Here is a 20,735-nt window from a genome sequence, read left to right as displayed (position 1 = left end):
TGTTCGGCAGCGGGCAGACGCGGCTAGAGTGCGCGGACGCGTCCTCCCCCCATGCGGCTGCTGCCCACTGTCCTCCTCCTCGTCCTTCTCGCGCCTTGCGCGGCCCTGGCCCAGGGTGACACCCGTCTTGCGTTCCTGGGGCGGCAGCTCCAGCAGGGCAAGGACCCGCGCACGCGCTCACAGGCGGCGCTGGTGCTGGGCGCCACGGAGGACCCGGAGGCGGTGCCCCTCCTGTGCGGGGCGCTGAAGGACGCGAGCGAGCTGGTGCGCGCGGCGGTGGCGAAGAGCCTGGCGAAGCTGCTGGAGCCGTCCGGGCTGGCCTGCCTCCAGGCGCACAAGGGCGAGGCGGACGCGGCGGCGAAGGCCGCGGTGGACGACGCGGTGGCCGCGCTGAAGGCGTACCAGGCGCGCCCGCCGCGCTTCTACGTGGCCATGGACGCGCTGAAGGACCGCACGGGGAAGCTGCCGGCGGACCTGGTGAAGGCGACGGAGGCGCGGCTGCGCTCGCGGCTGGTGCGCAGCGGCGGGCTGGTGGCGCCGGCGAAGGAGTCGAAGGCGGCGGCGAAGGGCGCGCTGAAGAAGCTGGGCGTGCACGGCTACCGCATCACCCCGGAGATACGGGCGACGGAGAGCGGTGGGCTGAAGGTGGCCATCGTCTGCCTGACGTACCCGGACCTGTCGTTGATGGGGCAGGTGGAAGTGAATGCCGCGGGCGCGCAGCCCGGAGACCTCCTCAAGGCCCTGGTGCCCAAAGCGGTGGAGGAAGCAGCGGAAACCTTCGAGTGGAGCAGCGAGACATGACGACGACGACGGCTCCCATGGCGACGCCGAAGCGGCGCTGGCGCAACTTCCTGTTGGACACGGGCTTCCAGCTCAAGCTGACGGCGTACATGGTCGGGGTGACGCTGGTGCTGTCGGGGCTCCTGGGCGTGTTCCTGGTGCGGGCGGCGCGGACGCTGATGCGGGAGACGGCGGCGGCGGTGGAGGCGCGCTCGCGAGCGGCGGAGGTGAGCCGCGAGCTGTCCGGCGCCACGCTCTCCAACGAGCTGCTGGCGCGGATGGACGACCCGACCTTCGAGGCCACCTTCCGCGAGAAGGCGCGCTCCATCGACGCGGCGTACGAGGCGGAGCGCTCGGCCATTGTCGCCCAGCGCGCGGAGCTGGAGCGGCAGCAGCAGCTCACGTGGTGGGTGCTGGGCGGGCTGTTGACGGGCTTCACGGTGGTGGTGGCGCTGGGCACCATTGTCGTGACGCACCGGCTGGCGGGGCCGCTGTTGCGCATCCGCCGCATGGTGAACGAGGTCCACGACGGCGCGCTGCGGCCCCCGAAGTACGGCCTGCGCGACGGCGACGAGCTGCGGGAGCTCTTCGAGGACACGCGGAAGATGGTGCAGCGGCTGCGAGAGCAGCACGAGGAGGACGCCAACTCGCTGGCGAAGGCGCTGCACGCCGCGGAGGGCTCCGGCGCTTCTCCGGAGGCCCTGGCGGAGCTGCGCAACCTGGAGGCCCGCTACCGCACGCGGCTGGCGCAGTAGCGGGAGGCGTCGGCCCGTCGCTCCAGTGTTCGAGCGACGCGCGGCTTCGCGTCAGCCCCAGGAGCGCGCGGAGTCCATGTCCACGGTGAGTCCCGTCTCCTTGAGCACCCCGTGGATGCGCAGGCGCGCCTGGGCCCACGGGAGGGCCTCCACGCGGTAGCCGTCCAGCGCGTTCATCAGGTGCGCGCGGTAGCTGGGGTGGCCCGGGTCCGAGAGGATGACGACGCCCCGGTCCGTGGTGGAGCGGATGAGCCGGCCCACCCCCTGGCGCAGCAGCAGCAGCGCGCGCGGCAGGCGGTAGTGGAGGAAGCCCAGGTACTCGCCGCCGTTCTTCGCCAGCGTCTCCTCGCGCGCGGCCACCAGCGGGCGCAGCGCGGGCTCCAGCGGCAGCTTGTCGATGAAGACGCAGCCCACGCCGCGGCCGGGGATGTCCACGCCCTGCCAGAAGCTCTTGGTGCCCAGCAGCACCGTGCCCGTGTCGCGCTCCTGCCGCGCCGCCAGCGAGCGGCTGTGTCCGCGCGACTGCCGCATCACTTCAATCCCGAGCGGCTCCAGCCGCGAGCGCACCTCCGCGCCCACGCGCTCCATGCGCCGCGTGGACGCGAACAGCCCCAGCACGCGCCCGCCCATCGTCTGCGCCAGCCCCGAAATCCGGAGCGCGGCCCACTCCACGAAGGCCTCCTCGTGCGCGCGCGGCGCGTCGGTGACGAGCACCACCAGCGCCTGCTCCCGCAGCCGGAAGGGGGAGGGCGCGCGCACCAGGCGGGGCGCGGGCTTTTCCCCACGGCCGTCCAGGCCCAGCCGCCGCAGCACGAAGGGCACGCTGTCTCCGGTGCCCAGCGTGGCCGACGCCAGCACCAGCGCGCGCTTGCTCGCGGCGAAGTCGCGCGACACGTACGCGGACACGTCCACCGGCTGCGCGCCCACGCTCCAGCGCTGCCGCTTCGGCTCGGCCGTGGCCGCGTAGCACCGCCCCGGCGCGGGCTCGCCGGACAGCTCTCCCGCCAGCACCGCCAGCTCGCCCAGCTCCGTCGTGGCGCCGGACAGCTCGCGCTCCAGCGCGGGGTTGCGCGCCGCCAGCTCCGGCAGCGCCGCCAGCACCCGCACCGCGAGCAGCGTGTGCAGCGTCTGGAGCGCGTCGCGCACCGACACCAGCCCGTCGCTCACCGGCTCCCAGGCGGGCAGGGCGCGCACCGCCTCCGTCACCCGCAGCTCCGGCGCGTAGGTGCTCTCGTCCGGGTCCTCGCCCACGGCGGTGGCGCCCGGCTCGCACAGCGCCGTCACGCTCGCGCCCAGGCCGCGCGCCTCGTCCAGCAGCCGGCGCAGCCCGTCCTCCACCTCGCCCATCAGCGCGCGCGAGTCGGTCCGCGCACCGCCCAGGGCCCGCCGCAGCTCCGCGAAGAGGCCGCGCCGGCCGTCGCGCCCGTGCAGCCGCTCGGTGAGGCGCTGGAAGGCCAGGTCCGACAGCTCCACGGCCAGCGCGGTGGTGGCCACGTCCTCCACCTCGTGCGCCTCGTCCAGCACCAGGTGCTCCAGCTTCGGGTAGCGCGCGGGCCAGGCGAAGGCGAGCGACTGGTTGATGACCAGCACGTCCGCCTCGCGGGCCTGCGCCACCGCCGAGTGGTAGAAGCACTGGTGGAAGTGCGGGCACTTCTCGCCCAGCGTCGTCGCCGCCTCCGAGCGCACCGCCGGCACCAGGCCGAACATGGCCGGGAAGCGCTCGCGGAACCAGTGGCTCAGCCGGTCCAAATCCCCCTCGCCGCTGCGGCGCATGTACGCGCGCAGGTACGCCCGGGGCGCGCGCGCGGCGTGGCCCATGCCGGGCTCCACCCGCGTGGCCTCCAGCGTGCGGCGGCGGCACAGGTAGTTCGTCTGACCCTTGAGCAGCGCGTAGCCGAAGGCCCCATTCATCGCCCGGTGGAGCCGGGGCAGGTCCTTCTCCAAGAGCTGGTCCTGCAGCGTCTTCGTGTGCGGCGCCACGCCCACCTTGCGCCCGTTGCGCGCGGCGAAGAGGGCCGCGGGCGCCAGGTACGCCAGCGACTTGCCCGTGCCCGTCCCGGCCTCCACCGCCACCTGCCCGCCGTCCGACAGCGCGCGCGCCACCGCCTGCGCCACGTCCAGCTGCGCGGCCCGGCTCACGAAGCCCTCGCCCACGCGCTCCAGCGCGCCTCCCGCGCCCAGCACCGCCGCCACCTCGTCCGGGCGCACCGGGAGCACCGGCGTGTCCGTGTCCGGCTCGGGCAGGGCCGTGGCGCCCCCCGCGCGCCGCCGCTCCGGGCGTCCGCGCAGGAAGCCCTGCGCCTCCAGCTTCAGCGGCGTGGACACCGCCCGGCACGCCGTGCGCAGGCGCGCCAGCAGGTCCACCAGCGGCCACTCCTCGTAGTCGAAGGCGCCGTGCGCGTCCTCCTCGAGGCCCGCGTCCACCTGGGACAGCCGCAGCTCCGCGCCCGGGCGCGGGTCCAGCGTGGCCAGCAGGTCCGCCACGTCATCGCCGCGGCCTTCGCGGATGCAGCGCTCCATGCTGTGCACCAGCACCGCCTGCACCGCCTCGCAGTCCGACAGCGCCCGGTGCGGCTGGCGCAGCGCCAGCCCCGCCCAGCGCAGCAGCGACTCCAGCGAGTGGCTGGGCAGCTCCGGGTGCAGGTAGTGCATCAGCTCGCACGAGTCGAGCACCGGGGCGCGGATGGCGCCCAGCACGTCCGGCAGGAAGCCCTTTTCGAAGGGCGCGTTGTGCGCCACCACCGTCCACCCGGCGAGCTTCTCGCGCAGCTCCGCCGCGTCGGTGCCGAAGCGGGGGCGGCCCATGAGGTCCGCGTCCGTCAGGCCCGTCAGCCGCCGGATGGTGAGGGGCAGGGGCCGCGACGCCGAGTACAGGCGCGCGAAGCGGTCCACCTCGCGCCCGCCCTCGTAGAAGATGCAGCCCAGCTCGATGACCTCGTCCACACGCGGGTCCAGCCCCGTGGTCTCGAGGTCCAGGAAGACATGCCGGGTGAAGAGCTCCGCCGCGCCGCCCATGCTGGGCGCCGAGAGTAGGGCCGACTCACCGCGGAGGACAGAAAACGGCCAGCGTCAGTCCACCATGAAGACGCCGGAAATCATCTTCCCCATGGCGCAGCCGTACACCAGCTTGCCGGACTCCTTGGGGGTGAAGGCGATTTCCACCGGCTGGTTCAGCGGCAGCGGGGTGTTGATGTCGTAGCCGTCCATGACGACTTCGGTGGCGCACGTCTGGTCCGTCTTGCGCGTCACCACCAGCTTCACCGGCTCGCCCTTCTTGAGGTTGACGGGGCTGGGCTCGTAGCCCTTCTCCGTGACGGTGAGCTCCACCACGCGCACGCCGCCCTCGCGCTTTTCGGGCACGGAGGGCGCGGCGGGGGCCTCCGCCTTCGGAGCGCCCGCGTCCTTGGAGCACCCCTGCTGCGTGGCGCCCACCATGGCGGCCGTCGCGGCCAGGGCGAGCCAGGGCTTGATGATGCGGGAGAGGAAGGGGCGCATGGTGTGTCTCGTGAAGAAGGGGTGGGTGGGGCGGCGCCCCACGGAAGGAAGAACCCGCGGGGCTTTCAGGGAAGCCCTCAGGCCTCGTCGGCCCCGTCCTCGGGAGCGCTCTCGGCCGGCGGCGGCTCGAAGCGGAGCAGGGCGTGCAGCGGCACGAACACCTCGTGCCCCAGCTCGCCGAGCAGCAGGTCGAACCGGCCCACGTGCATCAGCGGCAGCTGCAGGGTGATGCCGTTGCGCAGCACCAGCTTCACCGTCTGGCCCAGGTGGTCCAGGAACGCGCGCGGGTCCGAGTACGGACGCTTGTCCGGCTGGCGCGCCACGGCCGCGGGCTTCTGCGTCAGCTTCGCGTCGCGCTCCAGTCCGGGCAGCAGCCGCTCCCAGTCCGCGCGGCGGGCCAGCAGCACCACCTGCAGCTTCTCCAGCCGCCCGGTGCGCTCCAGCGTGAAGGCGATGGGCTCCTCCACCAGCAGCGTGTCCAGCAGGGAGCGCTCCGCCAGCACCACGGAGACCTCCGCCTTCGCGCTGATGAGGTTGGCGAGGAACTCGGCGACGATGGCGTTCTCCACCTCGCCGCGGGCCTGCTTGATGGCCGCCTTGCGCTGGGTGCGCTCCTTGCGCGCCATGAACTCCGCCACCGTCATGCCGCTCTGGAGCACACCGAAGGCGTCACCCAGGGACAGGCCGGGCGTCTGGCCCATGAGCTCGTAGACCTGGTCGAAGCGCTTCGCCTCCTCGGCGTGCAGCTTGCGCCAGATGCGGGCCTTCATCTTCCCTTCCAGCTCGCCCTTGGCGATGCGGGCCGGGACGTGCTCGCGCGTCGCCAGCGCCAGGATCTGCTCCGGCGTGGGAGGCGGGCGCGGCGTGGAGGGACGGAAGCCCCCGGGACGTCCGCCGAAGCCTCCCGACCTGGGAGGACCGCCAGGGCCGCCGGGACGCGGTCCCATGGGGCGAGCGCCCGCACCCGGCGCCATGCCGGTCGGCCGGGGCGTGGGAGGCAGACCCGTGGAAGGCCGCGGCGTGGGCGCGGGCGTGGCTCCCGGCGTCGGCGTGGGCCCAGGTGCCGGCGCCACGCCGGCGGACGGCCGGGGCGTGGGGGTCGGCAGGGGAGCCGGGGCCGTGCCTGCGGGCCGGGGGGCGGGCGTAGGCGTGGGCGCCGCGACGGCGGGCCGGGGCGTGGGCGCCGCGGCGGGAGGCCGGGGCGTAGGGGTGGGGCGCGGCGTTGGCGCCGGGGTGGGGGATGCCGTTGGGGTCGGAGTCACCGGTGCGCTGCCGGGCGTCGAGGCCGGGCGCCGGATGACTTCAACCGCGGGGACCACCCGCCGTGTCTTCCTGTCGTTCACAGTCGTACGTTACCTGATGCGAGTTTTCCGGGCATGCCCGGCTTCACGGCTGGAGGGAGGCTGAAAGGTCCACCTTCCATCCGGATGGCTCCCGTACCATCCGGACCTCGTGGTTGCGGCCGGGCGAGCGCACGAGCACGGTTGCCGTGTCGCCCTCCTCCCGGACCAGCGAGACCTCCGTAACATCCGGAGGGGGAGGCACATTCGCGAAGAAGAGGTCCTGGGGCTCGGGCTTCTCCGAGCCCGCCGACGCCTCCGCCACCACCCGGGCCCGCTCGGTGAGCGCGTCCTGGGTGCTCTTGGAGAGGACCGTCCAGGCCTTGTCCCCATCACCCTTGCGCACCAGCTCGTGGAAGGCCCGGTAGGCGCCCTGCGGGCTGTCCTGGCGATTGCAGCCGCCCACGCCCAGGCCGAGCAGGACCAGGGCCACCAGCCAGGGCATCATCATGGTCGGGCGCATGGAAACAGGGATTTAGGTCAAAGCGTCGCCGGGGGAAAGCCCGAGCTTCATTCCTGTCACGCAGCGTGCTGGTGGACGCGGTTGCGGCCCGCGCCCTTGGCCACATACAGGCTGGTGTCCGCTGCCATCAGCAGGGCTTCCGCGCTCGCCAGGTCGTCCGAGGGCACCGTGGCCACGCCCAGCGACGCCGTCAGCCGCACCGGCTCCGCCTTCCCGTCCGTGCCCGGGGGCTCCAGCCCCAGCGACGCAATCGCCTCGCGCACGCGCTCGCACACCTTCAGCGCGTCCACCGGCCCCGTCTCCGGCAGGAGCGCGATGAGCTCCTCCCCGCCATAGCGCGCCAGCAGGTCCACCTCCCGCAGCCGCGCGCGCGCCGTCTGCGCCACCGCCTTGAGCACCTGGTCCCCGAAGGGGTGCCCGAAGGTGTCGTTGATGCGCTTGAAGTGGTCGATGTCCAGCATCACCAGCGACAGCGGCGAGCCGTAGCGCCGCGAGCGGGCGAACTCCTCGTGCAGCCGCTCCTCGAAGTAGCGCCGATTGAACAGTCCGGTGAGCGCGTCCGTGCGGCTGAGCGCCAGCAGCTCCTCGCGCCGCCGCGCCAGCTCCTTGTTGGCGCGGTCCAGCTCCCGGTTCTTCTCCACCAGCGCGTCCTGCAGCACCTTCAGCCGCAGCATGGACTTCACCCGCGCCGACAGCTCCAGCATGTCGAAGGGCTTCACCAGGTAGTCGTCCGCCCCCAGCTCCAGCCCCTCCACCTTCCCCGCCGCCTGCCGCGCCGTCATCAGAATCACCGGGATGAAGCCGAAGCCGTCCTCCCCCGAGTTCGCCTTGATGATGCGGCACACCTCCACCCCGCCCAGCCCCGGCATCTCCACGTCCATCAGGATGAGGTCCGGCCGCGCCTGGCGGATGGCGGACAGCGCCTGCGTCCCGTCGTTGGCTTCCTTGAAGACGTAACCCTGGGGCGTCAGTCCCTCGCGCACGTGCCGCACGTGCGCCGGGTCGTCATCCACGATGAGCACCGTGCGCCCGCTGAGCTCGCCTCCGGACGGCGCACGACGCGCGACCTCCAGCGTCCTCTTCCGTTCGCCGTCCGCCATCGTGTTTCGCCCCCGGTGCAATCCTCCCGCGTCGCGGGAATCAGTGCAATTCTCACCTGTCGAGGTGAGGAAGCCAAGAGGCCGGGCAAGTGCCCGTCTTCACGGGCGTCAGCCGGGCTTGCGCAGCCGGGCCCGGTACACCGGCTCCCCGCTCACCAGGTAGCGCCGCTCCCGCGTGGAGGGGACCTCCTCCGGGTCATGAGGATGGAACACTCCTGAACCCAGGGGGTTCTGGAAACCCACGGATTCCAGGATGGAGAGCATGGACTCGCCCCGGTCCTTCACGTCCGTGCGCATGTCGAAGAGGCCGCCCGGGGCGAGCTTGGTGAAGAGCAGCTGGGCGAAGGCGGGCTGAATCACGGCGCGCTTGGCGTGGGCGCGCTTCCACCAGGGGTCTGGGAACTGGAGGTGGATGGCGGCCAGCGAGCCTGCGGCGAAGATGCGGGGCACGACGAAGGTGGCGTCGGCCTCGATGACGCGCAGGTTCTTCAGGCCGGCCTTGTCCCCGCGGGACTGGGTGTCGCGCGCGTACTTCTTGCGCCACTCGAAGGCGACGAAGCGCACGCCGGGGTTGCGCCGGCAGTACTCCAGGGCGTGTCCCCCGGCGCCGGAGCCGATCTCCAGCTCGAGCGGGCCGGCGAAGCCGAACTCCGCGTCCCAGTCCGGGGGCGTTTCCTGGGTGACGAACTTGAGTCCGACGGGCTCGGGTAGCAGGCGGGGACGGGCCATGGGCGGGGGGCCTCCAACCACGGCGGGGCCGGGTCTGGCCAGGGAAAAACGCCTGGGGCCCCTGGCCCGCGGGCTTGAGGTATACGGAAGGGCATGAAGGTCTTCCACTCGGTGGCGGAGGCGGGCCGGGCGCTGGCCGGCCAGGCGCTCGCGCTGGGCAACTTCGACGGCGTCCACGTGGGCCACCAGGCCCTCTTCTCCGAAGCCGGCCGCCATGCCCGCGCCGCCGCCTTCACCTTCCACCCCCATCCCGGCAAGGTGCTCCAGCCGGACCTGGCGCCGAAGCTGATCACCCTGCTGCCCCGCAAGCTGGAGCTGTTCGCCGGGTGCGGGCTGGCCGCCGCGGTGGTGCAGCCCTTCACCCGCGACTACGCGCGCACGCCCCCGTCCGACTTCGAGGCCGCCCTCTTCGACGCGCTCGGCGTGGCGCACGTGGTGGTGGGCAGCGACTTCACCTATGGCGCGGCCCGCGGCGGCACGGTGGCCAGCCTGCGCGAGGCGGCCGCCCGGCGCGGCGCCCGGGTGCACGTGGTGGCCCCCGTCACCGTGGACGGCGTGGTGGCCTCGTCCTCGCGCGTGCGCGAGTACATCCTCGAGGGCCGCGTGTCCGCCGCGCGGCGGCTGCTCGGGCGCCCCTTTGACCTGGACGGCACGGTGGTGGCCGGCGCGGGGCGGGGGAGGGGCATCGGCTTTCCCACCGCCAACGTGGACACGCAGAACGAGCTGCGCCCCGCGCCCGGCGTCTATGCCATCCGCGTGCACCTGCCCGGCGCGTCGGGGGGAACGGGTACATGGCATGCGGGCGCCGCCAATATCGGCGTGAAGCCCACCTTCGGCGGCACCGAGGTCACCATCGAGGCGCACCTGCTGGACTTCTCCGGCGACCTCTATGGAAAGGAGCTGCGGGTGCAGTTCCTGGAGCGGCTGCGCCCCGAGCAGCGCTTCGGCTCGGTGGCGGAGCTCGTCGGGCAGATCAAGCGGGACGTGGAGGCCGCGCGCACCGTCATCGCCGGTGTGGGTGACTGAGCGTTTTTCCCGTGTCTCTTCAACGGGTTGACCTGCCAAGGGAGCAGGCGGGCCCGCCTTGACGCGAGCGCGCGGCTCCCCTCTAATTCGTATCAGGAACCGTGCCAGAGGCCTTCGTGGCCCCCTGGCATCTCCCCCCGTCTCCTGAGTTCGGGGCGGGCCCTCAACGCCTGTCCCGTCCTTCTTTTCCTCAAGGAAGAGGCTTCAACGAATGTCCGGTCGACTCGGTGAACTGCTGGTTCGCGAGAACCTCATCTCCATCCAGCAGCTGCGCAAGGCCCAGGAAGAGCAGCAGAAGAACGGCACGCGCATCGGCACCGCCCTCATCAAGACGGGGGCCATCGAGGAGTCGAAGCTCACCGACTTCCTCTCCAAGCAGTACGGCGTGCCGGCCATCAACCTGAAGGACTTCGACATTGATCCGGAAATCATCAAGCTCGTGCCCAAGGACGTGGCCGAGAAGCACCTGGTGATTCCCGTCAACCGCGCGGGGCCCTCGCTCATCGCCGCCATGTGCGACCCGTCCAACATCTTCGCGGTGGACGACCTGAAGTTCCTCACCGGCTACAACATCGAGACGGTGGTCGCCTCCGAGGTCTCCATCCGCGAGGCCATCGAGCGCTACTACGCGGAGAAGGGCCCATCCCTCGAGGACATCGTCGGTGACGTGACGGACGACATCGAGGTCGCCAAGGAGGAGACGGAGAACCTGGATGAGATGACCAAGGCCGCGGACGACGCGCCGGTGGTCAAGCTGGTGAATCTCATCCTCATGGACGCCATCAAGAAGCGCGCGTCCGACATCCACATCGAGCCGTACGAGAAGGACTTCCGCGTCCGCTTCCGCATCGACGGTGTGATGTACGAGGTCATGCGCCCGCCCATGAAGCTGCGCAACGCGATTACCTCGCGTCTGAAGATCATGGCCTCGCTGGACATCTCCGAGCGGCGCCTGCCGCAGGACGGCCGCATCAAGATCAAGATTGGCGGCGGCAAGGAGATGGACTTCCGCGTGAGCGTGTGCCCCACGCTCTTCGGCGAGAAGGTCGTCATGCGTCTGCTCGACAAGAGCAACCTCCAGCTGGACATGACCAAGCTGGGCTTCGACGCGCAGCCGCTGGCCTGGTTCAAGGAAGCCATCGACCGGCCCTACGGCATGGTGCTGGTGACGGGCCCCACGGGCTCCGGCAAGACGACGACGCTCTACTCGGCGCTCTCCAGCCTCAACGGCATCGACACCAACATCTGCACCGCGGAAGACCCCGTCGAGTTCAACTTCGCCGGCATCAACCAGGTGCAGATGCACGAGGACATCGGCCTGAACTTCGCGGCCTCCCTGCGCTCGTTCCTCCGCCAGGACCCGGACATCATCATGATTGGTGAGATCCGCGACTTCGAGACGGCGGAAATCGGCGTCAAGGCGGCGCTCACCGGCCACCTCGTGCTCTCCACGCTGCACACCAACGACGCCCCGGGCACGGTCAGCCGTCTGCTCAACATGGGCATCGAGCCGTTCCTCGTGACGGCCTCGCTCAACCTCATCCTCGCCCAGCGTCTGGCGCGCCGCCTGTGCCCCGCGTGCAAGAAGCCGGCGGAGAAGGTGGACGAGCAGGCCCTCATCGACGCCGGCGTGCCGCCGGACAAGATTGGCACCTTCACCATGTACGAGAAGGTCGGCTGCCGCGACTGCAACGACCGCGGCTACCGCGGCCGCGTGGCCATCTACGAGGTCATGCCCTTCTGGGACGGCCTCAAGGAGCTGGTCATCAACGGCGGGTCCGCCGCCGAGCTCAAGCAGGAGGCCATCCGCCTGGGCATGAGCAGCCTGCGCATGTCGGGCCTGCGCAAGATGATGGACGGCGCCACCACCCTCGAAGAGGTCGTCGGCAACACCGCCCCGGACCGCTTCTAGTCACACCTCCCCCACCGCCTCACCGAAGGACATCCCCCCGTGGCCAACCTGCACCAGCTCCTCAAGGCGATGGTCGAGAAGGGCGCTTCCGACCTCCACATCACGACCGGCTCACCGCCGCAGCTGCGCGTGGACGGCGAGCTCGTCCCCTTGAAGACGGCGCCGCTGACCCCCGTGGAGACCAAGCAGCTCTGCTACTCCATCCTCACGGACGCCCAGAAGCACAAGTTCGAGGAGGACAACGAGCTGGACCTGTCCTTCGGCGTGAAGGGGCTGTCGCGCTTCCGCGCCAACATCTTCATGCAGCGTGGCGCGGTGGCCGGCGCCTTCCGCACCATTCCCTTCAAGATCCTGACGTTCCAGGAGCTGGGCCTGCCCCCGGTGGTCGCGGAGCTGGTGAAGAAGCCCCGCGGCCTCATCCTGGTGACGGGCCCCACGGGCTCGGGCAAGTCCACCACGCTGGCCTCGATGATCGACAAGATCAACACCGAGCGTCATGAGCACATCATGACCATCGAGGACCCCATCGAGTACCTGCACCCGCACAAGAACTGCCTCGTCAACCAGCGGGAGGTCGGCGCGGACACGCGCAACTTCAAGACGGCCCTCAAGTACATCCTCCGCCAGGACCCGGACGTGGTGCTCGTCGGCGAGCTCCGTGACCTGGAGACGATTGAAGCGGCGCTCACCATCGCCGAGACGGGCCACATCTGCTACGCCACGCTGCACACCAACAGCGCGGTGCAGACCATCAACCGCGTGCTGGACGTGTTCCCTCCGTACCAGCAGCCGCAGGTGCGCGCGCAGCTGTCCTTCGTGCTCGAGGGCGTGATGAGCCAGGCCCTGGTGTCCAAGGCGGGCGGCCCGGGCCGCATCCTGGCGCTGGAGGTGATGATTCCCAACCCCGCCATCCGCAACCTCATCCGCGAGGACAAGGTCCACCAGATCTACTCCTCCATGCAGGTCGGTCAGGCGAAGTACGGCATGCAGACCTTCAACCAGGCCCTGGCGGCGCTCCTCATCCGCCGGCTCATCTCCCAGGATGAGGCCTTCGGCCGCTCCAGCGACCCGGACGAGCTGCGCAACATCCTCGCCACGGGCGGTCAGGGCCTGCCGGGCCTGCCCCAGCAGCGGCCAGCCGGGGGAGCGGGCGGTCGTTAGTTCCTGGAATTTGGATTCAGCGGTTAGACTCGCGCGGCGTCCGCGGAGGTCCAGCTCATGGCAGCACCAGCAGTGCAGCAGAAGGCCGTAGCTTCCAAGAAGAGCACGTCCCAGTTCCTCTGGGAGGCGAAGACCAAGGGCGGAGAGACCAAGAAGGGCGAGATGGAGGCCCTGGACACCGAGGCCGTCAACGCGCGCCTCAAGTCCCTGGGCCTCAACCCGACCAAGGTGCGCAAGAAGGGCGCCCTGGACGGCGCCGTCACCCTGCCGGGCATCGGCGGCGTGACGGGCAAGGACATCCTCATCTTCACCCGTCAGTTCGCCACGATGATCGACGCCGGCCTGCCGCTGGTGCAGTGCCTCGACATCCTGGCCAGCCAGATGGACAACCCCGCCTTCAAGAAGGTGTTGTTCGCCATCAAGGCCAAGGTGGAGCAGGGCAGTACGTTCGCTGACGCCCTGAAGGACCACCCCAAGGTCTTCGACGAGCTCTACACGCAGCTGTGCGCGGCGGGTGAGGTCGGCGGTATCCTCGACTCCATCCTCAACCGGCTCGCGGCCTATCGTGAGAAGAGCGAGAAGCTCAAGCGCAAGGTCAAGGGCGCGATGACCTACCCGGCCATCGTCATCCTGGTGGCCCTCGGCGTGGTGTCGCTGCTGCTCATCAAGGTGACGCCCACGTTCGCGAAGATGTTCGCGGACTTCGGCTCCGAGCTGCCGGGCCCCACCCAGTTCGTGGTGGATATCTCCGCGTGGGCCCAGGAGTGGTGGCTCCACGTCTTCGGCTCCATCGCCGCGGTCATCATCGCCTTCTCCTGGAGCTACAAGCAGCCCAAGGGGCGCGTGTTCTGGGACAAGGTGTTCCTGAAGATGCCGCTGTTCGGGCCGGTGCTCCGCAAGGTCGCGGTGGCCCGCTTCACCCGCACGCTGGGCACCATGCTCTCCTCCGGCGTGCCCATCCTGGACGCGCTGGACGTGACGGCGAAGACGGCCGGCAACCGCACCGTGGAAGCGGCCATCTACTACGTGCGCGGTAAGATCTCCGAGGGCAAGAACATCGCGGGGCCGCTCGCGGACACCAAGGTGTTCCCGTCCATGGTGGTGCAGATGATTGGCGTCGGTGAGGCCACCGGCGCCATGGACACCATGCTCAACAAGATCGCCGACTTCTACGACGACGAGGTGGACACCGCCGTCAGCGCGCTCACCGCGATGATCGAGCCCATCCTGATGGTGTTCCTCGGCGGCGTGGTCGGTGGCTTCCTCATCGCCATGTACCTGCCCATCTTCTCCATTGCCGGTGCCATCAAGTAGTTCCCCGGCCCCGGGGGCGCGAGCGGTGGAGGCGGGAGCCTTCCGCTCGCGCCTGGTGTGGCTGGTGTTGTTCCGCACCGTGGCGGCGAGCCTGTCGCTCGTCATCACGGTGGCGCGTCTGCTCCTGCAGCCCTACCAGGAGCCCAGCCGCACGGACACGCTGTCGCTGGCGGTCATCATCGCCGCGTACGTGTCCACGGTGGTGGTGGGCCTGCGGCTGCGGTGGGGGTGGGCGGGGAAGCTGGACGCCTGGGTGCAGGTGGTGGGTGACATCGTCATCGCCACCGGGCTGGTGTACCTCAGCGGCGGCGCGGACTCGCCCCTCACCTTCCTCTACAGCCTGGCCGTCATCGGCGCGGCGGTGGTGCTCGACTGGCGCGGCGCGCTCTGGGTGGCCGCCGCGTCCGCGCTGTGCCTGTCCGGCCTGATGGTGGGGCCGTGGCTCGGGGACGACGCGCCCCTGGGCCCGCTGCTGCTGGGCCGGAGCCTGTTCGTGCTGGGCAGCAACCTGCTGGCGCTCGCGCTCATCGCGGTGCTGGCCGGCTACCTGTCGCGCCAGCTCTCCGCCACGGGCGGGGCCCTGTCCGCCCGCGAGGCGGACCTGCGGCGGCTGGGGCGGCTGCAGCAGCAGATTGTCTCCTCCATGCCCTCGGGGTTGGTGACGTGCGACGCCCGGGGGCGCGTCACGTACGTCAACCCCGCCGGCTGCGCCATCCTCCAGGTGGAAGAGGCGGGCAGCGTGGGCATGGAATTGGAGACGCTGATGCCGGGCGTGTCCGGGCTGGCGCCCCGCTCGCCCCGCAGCGAGCTCGTGGTGGGGACGGGCAGCGGCCGGCGCATCCTCGGCCTGTCGGTGACGCCGCTGGAGGGCGAGCAGGGGGCGCTGCTCATGGTGTTCCAGGACCTCACCCGGCTGCGGCGCATGGAGGAGGACCTCAAGCGCGCGGACCGGCTGGCGAGCCTGGGGGCGCTCTCCGCGCAGCTGGCGCACGAGCTGCGAAACCCCCTGGCGGCCATGCGGGGCTCCGCGCAGCTGCTGGCGCAGGACGCGCGAGACGAGATGGGGCAGAAGCTCACCAACATCCTGCTGCGCGAGTCGGACCGGCTGGCGCGCCTGGTGGAGGAGTTCCTGCGCTTCGCCCGCCCGCCCGAGCCCATGCGCCGCGCGGTGGCCCTGGACGCGCTCCTGGTGGAGACGGTGGACATGTTGCGGGTGGACCCGCTGGCGCGGGACGTGCGGATGGAGGTGGCCGCGCCGGAGGCGCTGACGGCGGCGGTGGACCCGGACCAGCTTCGTCAGGTGCTCATCAACCTGGTGCGCAACGGCTTCCAGGCCGCGGGCCCCCGGGGTGAGGTGAAGGTGGCGCTGGCGCGGACCGGGCAGGAGGCGCGCATCCGCGTCTGGGACTCGGGCGGAAGCATCACGGAGGAGATGATGGGGCACCTGTTCGAGCCGTTCTTCACCACCCGGGACGGAGGCACGGGCCTGGGCCTGTCCACCGCGCACTCCATCATCCGGGCGCACGGCGGGGCCATCCGCGTGCGCTCCAACCGGGACGAGGGGACGGAGTTCGTGGTGGAATTGCCGCTGTGACGATTCCGCAGGCAGGAGAGGGCGGCGTGCGCGGGCACGTCCTGGTGGTGGACGACGAGCTGTCCATGCGCGAGTACCTGGAGCTGCTGCTCCACCGCGACGGCTACGCGGTGACGAGCGTGCCCGGGGTGAAGCCCGCGTGCGAGTCGCTGGAAGGGGTGGACCTGGTTATCTGTGACATGAAGCTGGGCACCGGCAGCGGGCTGGACGTGCTGCGCGCCGCCCGGGCCCGTCCCGAGCCCCCCGAGGTGGTGCTCATCACCGCCTATGGCTCGCCCGCCGCCGCGGTGGAGGCCATGCGCGAGGGCGCGTACGACTACATCTGCAAGCCCTTCGACAACGAGGAGCTGCGGCTGCTGGTGCAGAAGGCGCTCGAGAAGCGCCTCTTGCGCCAGGAGAACAGCGGCCTGCGGGCGCGGCTGCTGCCCGGCCTGGGCGTGGCGGTGGGGCAGAGCTCGCGCATGCAGGCGGTGTGGGCCCTGGTGGAGAAGGTGGCGCCCAGCCGCAGCACGGTGCTGGTGACGGGCGAGAGCGGCACCGGCAAGGAGCTGGTGGCGCGCGCCATCCACATGCGGGGCAGCCGCGCCGCCCAGCCCTTCCTGCCGTTCAACTGCGCGGCCCTCAACGAGGGCACGCTGGAGAGCGAGCTGTTCGGCCACATGAAGGGCTCCTTCACCGGGGCCACCCACGAGCGCCAGGGGCTGCTGGTGTCCGCGGGCGAGGGCACCGTCATGCTGGACGAGGTGGGGGAGATGCCGCTGGCCACGCAGGTGAAGCTCTTGCGCGTGCTCCAGGAGCGGAAGGTGAAGCCGGTGGGCAGCGCGGCGGAGGTGCCCTTCAAGGCCCGCGTCATCGCCGCCACCAACCGGCGGCTGGAGGCGGAGGTGAAGGCGGGGCGCTTCCGCGAGGACCTCTTCTACCGGCTCAACGTCATCACGCTGGAGCTGCCCCCGCTGCGCGAGCGCGCCGGGGACATCTCCCTCCTGGCGAGCTACTTCCTGTCGCGCCTGGCGGAGGAGCTGGGCCGCCCGGCCCTGCGCTTCGCGCCGGAGACGCTGCTGCTGCTGGAGCGCTACGCCTTTCCGGGCAACGTGCGGCAGCTGCAGAACATGGTGGAGCGCGCGGCCACCCTGTCCGACACGGACCTGCTCGGCCCCGCCACGCTGCCCCCGGCGGTGCGGGGCGAGGCGGAGCCGGCCGCCCACTCCGGCGAGGGCGGAGAGCCGCGGCTCGGGACGGGCTTCAACCTGGAGCGCCACCTGGACGACAGCGAGCGGCGCTACCTGCTCGCCGCGCTGAAGCAGGCCGGCGGGGTGAAGACCCGCGCGGCGGAGCTGCTTGGCCTGTCTTTCCGATCCTTCCGCTATCGCCTGGCCAAGCACGGGCTGACGGACGACCTGGAGCCGGGTGGGGTCGTGGATGCCTAGGCCCGTCGCTCCCCGCACGAGGGGAGCGACAGTTCTCGTCAGTCCCGCTGCCCAATTTTGTCAGCCCTGCATTCCCATTTCTTGAGCGGCGGCGGGCATGCCTTGGAAATCAGCCACCTTGGCGTGTTGCAGTCGCTGGCATGGCGAGTGCTAAAGTCCTCGTCGGGCGCAGTGCCCTTGCCAAAACCTCCCCGAGGACCCCCAATGCGCGTTTCCCGCTTCAACCCCCGCAACCGTGGCTTCACGCTCATCGAGCTCATGATCGTGGTCGCCATCATCGGCATCCTGGCCGCCATCGCCATCCCGAACTTCCTCAAGTTCCAGGCGCGCTCCAAGCAGTCCGAGGCGAAGACCAACCTCAAGGCCCTCTACACCGCGCAGAAGTCGTTCTTCTCGGAGAAGGACCGCTACTCCGACTTCGCCAACGAGATTGGCTTCTCCCCTGAGCGCGGCAACCGCTACGGCTACGTGGTCTCCGTCAACGGCGGCGCCCCCGAGCTGCGCAACGCCGCGGCGATTGCGGCCCCCGCTGGCGGCGTGACCTCCATCTCCTTCGACGCGTTCCGCTTCGGCGGCGCGGCGGCGGCTCCTGTGGTTGCCACGACGAACTACCTGGCCGTCACGGCCGGCGCCACCCTGACGTTCGGCGTCCAGGGCACCTGCCCCAACTGCAACTTCTTCGCGGGCGCCGCGGGCAACGCGGACAACGAGCCCGGCCTGGACTCGTGGGTGATCGCCGGCTTCGAGGGTGATGGCAACGTGTCCGGCTGCTCCGAGGACGGCAACGTCTCCTCCGGCACGCCGTACAACACCATCAACGACGTGGCCTGCGACCAGGCCGCCGGTCCGTGATTTCGGAATGAACGGTGGCCCGGCCACTGTTCTCCGGGCCGCCTTCCTTCGGGGGGGCGGCCCTTCGCCTTTTCAGAGCTCCGGGGTGCTCATGCGGATTGTAGTGCTGTGCCTGGCTGTCCTCTCCATCGCGTTGATGGCCGACAAGCCAGCCAGGCCCTTGAGGACGAAGGACGGTCCCATCCTCCCCCGGCGGGAGATGCTCGAGGTCCTGGGGGCTTCCCAGAAGCCGCTCATCGCGGACTTCTACTGGCTGCAGGCCATCCAGCAGGTGGGCCGCGCCAACACGGACACCGAGTACCGCGACGTCTACTTCTACGCGGACCTGGCGACCGACCTCGACCCGAAGTTCCGCTACGTCTACGAGTGGGGGGCCATCACCACGCCCTTCAACCTGGGGCGCGAGCAGTGGGTGAACACGGACCTGTCGTCCCGGCTGCTCACCAAGGGACTGGCCGTGTTCCCGGACGACCGCCGTTTCCTGTTCCAGCTCGCGTACAACAAGATGACGTACGAGCAGGACTACCAGGGCGCCGCGGACATCCTCATGAAGTTGTCGAAGTTCCCGGACACGCCCCGCTACCTGCCGCAGCTGGCCACGCGCCTGTATGCCCAGGCCGGCAGCTTCGACTCGGGCCTGCACGTGGCGGAGATGCTGCGCGACAGCGCCGAGGACGACGACTCACGCGCCTTCTATGAGCACCGCATCAAGGAAATCCTCCGGGAGCGGGTGCTCACGCAGATAGACCAGGCCATCGACGCCTTCCAGAAGGCGCGCGGCCAGCGCCCCCGCACGGTGCCGGAGCTCGTGCAGGCGGGCTACCTGAAGGCCCCGCCCGAGGACCCTCTGGAGGGCCAGTTCTTCATCGACCGGCGGGGGCGCGCGCGCTCCACGTCGGGACTCTACAGGTTGGAGATGTACGACCACGCCAAGAAGACGGAGCTGCAGGAAGACCTCGCCGCGGGCGGCATCGTGTTGGATGAAGAGGAGGCCGCGCCATGACGGCGGCTCCCCTGATGGCGGCCCCGGTGACGGCGGCCCCCGCGCCCGAGGGCCACCAGCCCGTGCGCATCCGCGGCCTGTCCAAGACGTACCAGGTGGGCTTCTTCCTCAACAAGCAGGTGAAGGCGCTGCAGGGCCTGGACCTGGACATCATGCCGGGGCAGGTCTACGGGCTGCTCGGCCCCAATGGCGCCGGCAAGTCCACCACCATCAAGATCCTCATGGGCCTGGTGCGCGCGTCCCAGGGGCAGGCGCTGCTCTTCGGTGAGTCCCCGGACCGCCCGCACGTGCGGCGGCAGGTGGGCTTCCTGCCGGAGAACCCGTCCCTCTACGAGTACCTCACCGGGCGCGAGTTCGTGACGCTGGCGGGGCGCATCTTCGGCATGAGCGGACATGACCTGGACCAGCGCGTGGAGCGCGTGCTGGGCGAGGTGGGCATGGGCCGCGCGTCGGACCTGCAGATCCGCCGCTACTCCAAGGGCATGGTGCAGCGCACGGCGCTGGCCCAGGCGCTCATCAGCGGGCCCCGCCTGCTGGTGCTGGACGAGCCCACCTCCGGGTTGGACCCGCTGGGCCGCCGGCAGATGCGCGACATCATCCTCGCCGAGCGCGAGAAGGGGACGACCATCCTCTTCTGCACGCACATCATCTCGGACGTGGAGGCCCTCTGCGACCGGGTGGCGGTGCTGGTGGGCGGCAAGCGCGTGCAGGAGGGCAGCGTGCAGGAGCTCGTCTCGGCGCAGGCGCCCTCGGTGGAGATGGTGGTGCAGGGCCTGCCGCTGGAGCAGCTCCAGACGCTGGGCTTCACGTACGAGCAGGCCCAGCAGCTGGACGGCCGGGTGATGCTGCGGGTGCCGGACGGGGAGTCGCACCGGCTGCTCCAGGCCATCATCGGCCTGGGCGGGCGTATCAGCCGGGTGCAGCCCGCGCGCTTCTCGCTGGAGGACCTCTTCCTGGAGGCGATGCAGAAGGCGGGCGGAAAGACCGTGGGAGGAGAGATTCAGTGATGGGTGCTTTTACCGCCATGGCGTGGAACGGCTTCCGCGAGGCGCGGCGCAACCGGGTGACGGTGCTCGTGGGCGCCTTCGCGCTGGTGCTGCTGTTCGCCACCACGCTCATCACCGAAGTCACGGTCAGCACCTTCGACCGCGTGGTGACGGACTTCGGCCTGGGGGTGATGAGCCTGCTGCTCGTCTTCCTCGCCATCTTCCTGTCGTCGGGGCTGCTCAGCCGCGAAATCGAGCGGCGCACCATCTTCCTGATGGTGTCCAAGCCGCTGTCCCGCAGCCGCTTCCTGCTGGCGCGGCTGGCGGGCAACATGCTCACCCTGGGCGTGTTGCTGGTGGCCATGACGCTGCTGTTCTGGGTGCAGCTCGTCCTGCACCGCGCGCCCATCACCCAGCCGCAGTTCGCCGCGCTGTGGGGGCTGTACCTGGAGCTGTTCGTGCTCACCAGCGCCGGCTTCCTGATGTCCACCTTCTCCAGCCAGCTGGTGTCCGCGCTGGTGACGACGGGCCTGTACTTCGCGGGCCACCTGTGCGCGGACATCTACAACCTGGGCGCGAAGTCCCAGAGCACGCTGGTCGCCTGGGTGAGCAAGGCCACCTATTACGCCCTGCCCAACCTGGAGCGGCTGAACTTCCGGCCGCGCGCCACGTACGCGCTGGAGGTGGCGGCGTCCGAGCTCGGCAAGGCCACGCTCTACGCGCTGGGCTGGGGCGCGCTGTTCTGCGTGCTGGCCACGCTCGTGTTCGAGCGGCGCGACTTCCGCTGAGCACGCGGTA

At 70.6% G+C, this 20,735-nt stretch carries 18 protein-coding genes; 12 read left to right on the top strand and 6 right to left on the bottom strand.

Annotation, left to right across the window (positions count from 1 at the left end; translation table 11 throughout):
* The first annotated feature begins 51 nt into the window (after positions 1–51).
* Complete coding sequence (locus tag ACX9TP_RS37095) at positions 52–801, top strand: HEAT repeat domain-containing protein (protein ID WP_482975381.1); 750 nt, start codon at positions 52–54, stop codon at positions 799–801.
* Positions 798–1,535, top strand: coding sequence for a sensor histidine kinase (locus tag ACX9TP_RS37090; protein ID WP_482975380.1), 738 nt, complete (start codon positions 798–800; stop codon positions 1,533–1,535). The genes ACX9TP_RS37095 and ACX9TP_RS37090 overlap by 4 nt, the downstream gene beginning before the upstream one ends.
* Before the next feature lie 51 nt (positions 1,536–1,586).
* Here ACX9TP_RS37090 and ACX9TP_RS37085 read toward each other — a convergent pair whose 3' ends face one another.
* The 6 genes from ACX9TP_RS37085 to trmB form a co-directional block, all read right to left on the bottom strand.
* The gene (locus tag ACX9TP_RS37085; RefSeq protein ID WP_482975379.1) at positions 1,587–4,550 is read right to left on the bottom strand and encodes a helicase C-terminal domain-containing protein; all 2,964 of its coding nucleotides are present in this window, start codon (positions 4,548–4,550) and stop codon (positions 1,587–1,589) included.
* 54 nt (positions 4,551–4,604) lie between these two features.
* Positions 4,605–5,030: a cupredoxin domain-containing protein gene (locus ACX9TP_RS37080; protein WP_482975378.1), complete on the bottom strand. Its 426-nt coding sequence runs from the start codon at positions 5,028–5,030 to the stop codon at positions 4,605–4,607.
* Between the two features lie 77 nt (positions 5,031–5,107).
* Positions 5,108–5,977 carry a hypothetical protein gene (locus ACX9TP_RS37075; protein ID WP_482975377.1) on the bottom strand — a complete coding sequence of 290 codons (870 nt, stop codon included), beginning with the start codon at positions 5,975–5,977 and terminating at the stop codon, positions 5,108–5,110.
* Between the two features lie 439 nt (positions 5,978–6,416).
* Positions 6,417–6,833, bottom strand: a complete 417-nt coding sequence (locus ACX9TP_RS37070; protein WP_482975376.1) for a hypothetical protein — start codon at positions 6,831–6,833, stop codon at positions 6,417–6,419.
* A 56-nt stretch (positions 6,834–6,889) separates the two neighbouring features.
* On the bottom strand, positions 6,890–7,933 hold the full coding sequence (locus tag ACX9TP_RS37065; RefSeq protein WP_482975375.1) for a diguanylate cyclase: 1,044 nt from the start codon (positions 7,931–7,933) through the stop codon (positions 6,890–6,892).
* Positions 7,934–8,041: 108 nt separating this feature from the next.
* Complete coding sequence (trmB, locus tag ACX9TP_RS37060; protein ID WP_482975374.1) at positions 8,042–8,662, bottom strand: tRNA (guanine(46)-N(7))-methyltransferase TrmB; 621 nt, start codon at positions 8,660–8,662, stop codon at positions 8,042–8,044.
* A gap of 93 nt (positions 8,663–8,755) precedes the next feature.
* Between trmB and ACX9TP_RS37055 the strand changes: the two genes are divergently transcribed.
* The 10 genes from ACX9TP_RS37055 to ACX9TP_RS37010 all read left to right on the top strand — a co-directional run bounded on the left by ACX9TP_RS37055 (position 8,756) and on the right by ACX9TP_RS37010 (position 20,725).
* Complete coding sequence (locus tag ACX9TP_RS37055) at positions 8,756–9,688, top strand: bifunctional riboflavin kinase/FAD synthetase (RefSeq protein ID WP_482975373.1); 933 nt, start codon at positions 8,756–8,758, stop codon at positions 9,686–9,688.
* 211 nt (positions 9,689–9,899) lie between these two features.
* Positions 9,900–11,600, top strand: coding sequence for a type IV-A pilus assembly ATPase PilB (gene pilB / locus ACX9TP_RS37050; RefSeq protein WP_482975372.1), 1,701 nt, complete (start codon positions 9,900–9,902; stop codon positions 11,598–11,600).
* Between the two features lie 39 nt (positions 11,601–11,639).
* Entirely contained in the window at positions 11,640–12,761 is a 1,122-nt protein-coding gene (locus ACX9TP_RS37045) for a type IV pilus twitching motility protein PilT (RefSeq protein ID WP_482975371.1), read from the top strand.
* 57 nt (positions 12,762–12,818) lie between these two features.
* The gene (gene pilC, locus ACX9TP_RS37040) at positions 12,819–14,075 is read left to right on the top strand and encodes a type IV pilus assembly protein PilC (protein ID WP_482975370.1); all 1,257 of its coding nucleotides are present in this window, start codon (positions 12,819–12,821) and stop codon (positions 14,073–14,075) included.
* A gap of 25 nt (positions 14,076–14,100) precedes the next feature.
* Positions 14,101–15,669, top strand: a complete 1,569-nt coding sequence (locus ACX9TP_RS37035; RefSeq protein ID WP_482975369.1) for a two-component system sensor histidine kinase NtrB — start codon at positions 14,101–14,103, stop codon at positions 15,667–15,669.
* Positions 15,670–15,734: 65 nt separating this feature from the next.
* Complete coding sequence (locus ACX9TP_RS37030; protein WP_482982279.1) at positions 15,735–17,096, top strand: sigma-54-dependent transcriptional regulator; 1,362 nt, start codon at positions 15,735–15,737, stop codon at positions 17,094–17,096.
* A 204-nt stretch (positions 17,097–17,300) separates the two neighbouring features.
* Entirely contained in the window at positions 17,301–17,948 is a 648-nt protein-coding gene (pilA, locus tag ACX9TP_RS37025; RefSeq protein WP_482975368.1) for a type IV pilin protein PilA, read from the top strand.
* 91 nt (positions 17,949–18,039) lie between these two features.
* Entirely contained in the window at positions 18,040–18,951 is a 912-nt protein-coding gene (locus ACX9TP_RS37020; RefSeq protein ID WP_482975367.1) for a tetratricopeptide repeat protein, read from the top strand.
* A 14-nt stretch (positions 18,952–18,965) separates the two neighbouring features.
* Positions 18,966–19,958, top strand: coding sequence for an ABC transporter ATP-binding protein (locus tag ACX9TP_RS37015; protein WP_482982278.1), 993 nt, complete (start codon positions 18,966–18,968; stop codon positions 19,956–19,958).
* Positions 19,958–20,725, top strand: a complete 768-nt coding sequence (locus ACX9TP_RS37010) for an ABC transporter permease (protein ID WP_482975366.1) — start codon at positions 19,958–19,960, stop codon at positions 20,723–20,725. The genes ACX9TP_RS37015 and ACX9TP_RS37010 overlap by 1 nt, the downstream gene beginning before the upstream one ends.
* The last annotated feature ends 10 nt before the right edge of the window (positions 20,726–20,735 follow it).

The organism is Pyxidicoccus sp. M15, assembly GCF_056858435.1.
Note: the sequence above shows the minus strand (reverse complement) of the source record. Positions and strands in the feature narration are given on the sequence as shown.

Excerpts from the sequence above, each read along its gene's own strand:
- ACX9TP_RS37095 (WP_482975381.1), top strand. The coding sequence starts at position 52 with ATGCGGCTGCTGCCCACTGTCCTCCTCCTCGTCCTTCTCGCGCCTTGC.
- ACX9TP_RS37090 (WP_482975380.1), top strand. The coding sequence starts at position 798 with ATGACGACGACGACGGCTCCCATGGCGACGCCGAAGCGGCGCTGGCGC.
- ACX9TP_RS37085 (WP_482975379.1), bottom strand. The coding sequence starts at position 4,550 with ATGGGCGGCGCGGCGGAGCTCTTCACCCGGCATGTCTTCCTGGACCTC.
- ACX9TP_RS37080 (WP_482975378.1), bottom strand. The coding sequence starts at position 5,030 with ATGCGCCCCTTCCTCTCCCGCATCATCAAGCCCTGGCTCGCCCTGGCC.
- ACX9TP_RS37075 (WP_482975377.1), bottom strand. The coding sequence starts at position 5,977 with ATGGGACCGCGTCCCGGCGGCCCTGGCGGTCCTCCCAGGTCGGGAGGC.
- ACX9TP_RS37070 (WP_482975376.1), bottom strand. The coding sequence starts at position 6,833 with ATGCGCCCGACCATGATGATGCCCTGGCTGGTGGCCCTGGTCCTGCTC.
- ACX9TP_RS37065 (WP_482975375.1), bottom strand. The coding sequence starts at position 7,933 with ATGGCGGACGGCGAACGGAAGAGGACGCTGGAGGTCGCGCGTCGTGCG.
- trmB (WP_482975374.1), bottom strand. The coding sequence starts at position 8,662 with ATGGCCCGTCCCCGCCTGCTACCCGAGCCCGTCGGACTCAAGTTCGTC.
- ACX9TP_RS37055 (WP_482975373.1), top strand. The coding sequence starts at position 8,756 with ATGAAGGTCTTCCACTCGGTGGCGGAGGCGGGCCGGGCGCTGGCCGGC.
- pilB (WP_482975372.1), top strand. The coding sequence starts at position 9,900 with ATGTCCGGTCGACTCGGTGAACTGCTGGTTCGCGAGAACCTCATCTCC.
- pilC (WP_482975370.1), top strand. The coding sequence starts at position 12,819 with ATGGCAGCACCAGCAGTGCAGCAGAAGGCCGTAGCTTCCAAGAAGAGC.
- ACX9TP_RS37030 (WP_482982279.1), top strand. The coding sequence starts at position 15,735 with ATGCGCGAGTACCTGGAGCTGCTGCTCCACCGCGACGGCTACGCGGTG.
- pilA (WP_482975368.1), top strand. The coding sequence starts at position 17,301 with ATGCGCGTTTCCCGCTTCAACCCCCGCAACCGTGGCTTCACGCTCATC.
- ACX9TP_RS37020 (WP_482975367.1), top strand. The coding sequence starts at position 18,040 with ATGCGGATTGTAGTGCTGTGCCTGGCTGTCCTCTCCATCGCGTTGATG.
- ACX9TP_RS37015 (WP_482982278.1), top strand. The coding sequence starts at position 18,966 with ATGGCGGCCCCGGTGACGGCGGCCCCCGCGCCCGAGGGCCACCAGCCC.
- ACX9TP_RS37010 (WP_482975366.1), top strand. The coding sequence starts at position 19,958 with ATGGGTGCTTTTACCGCCATGGCGTGGAACGGCTTCCGCGAGGCGCGG.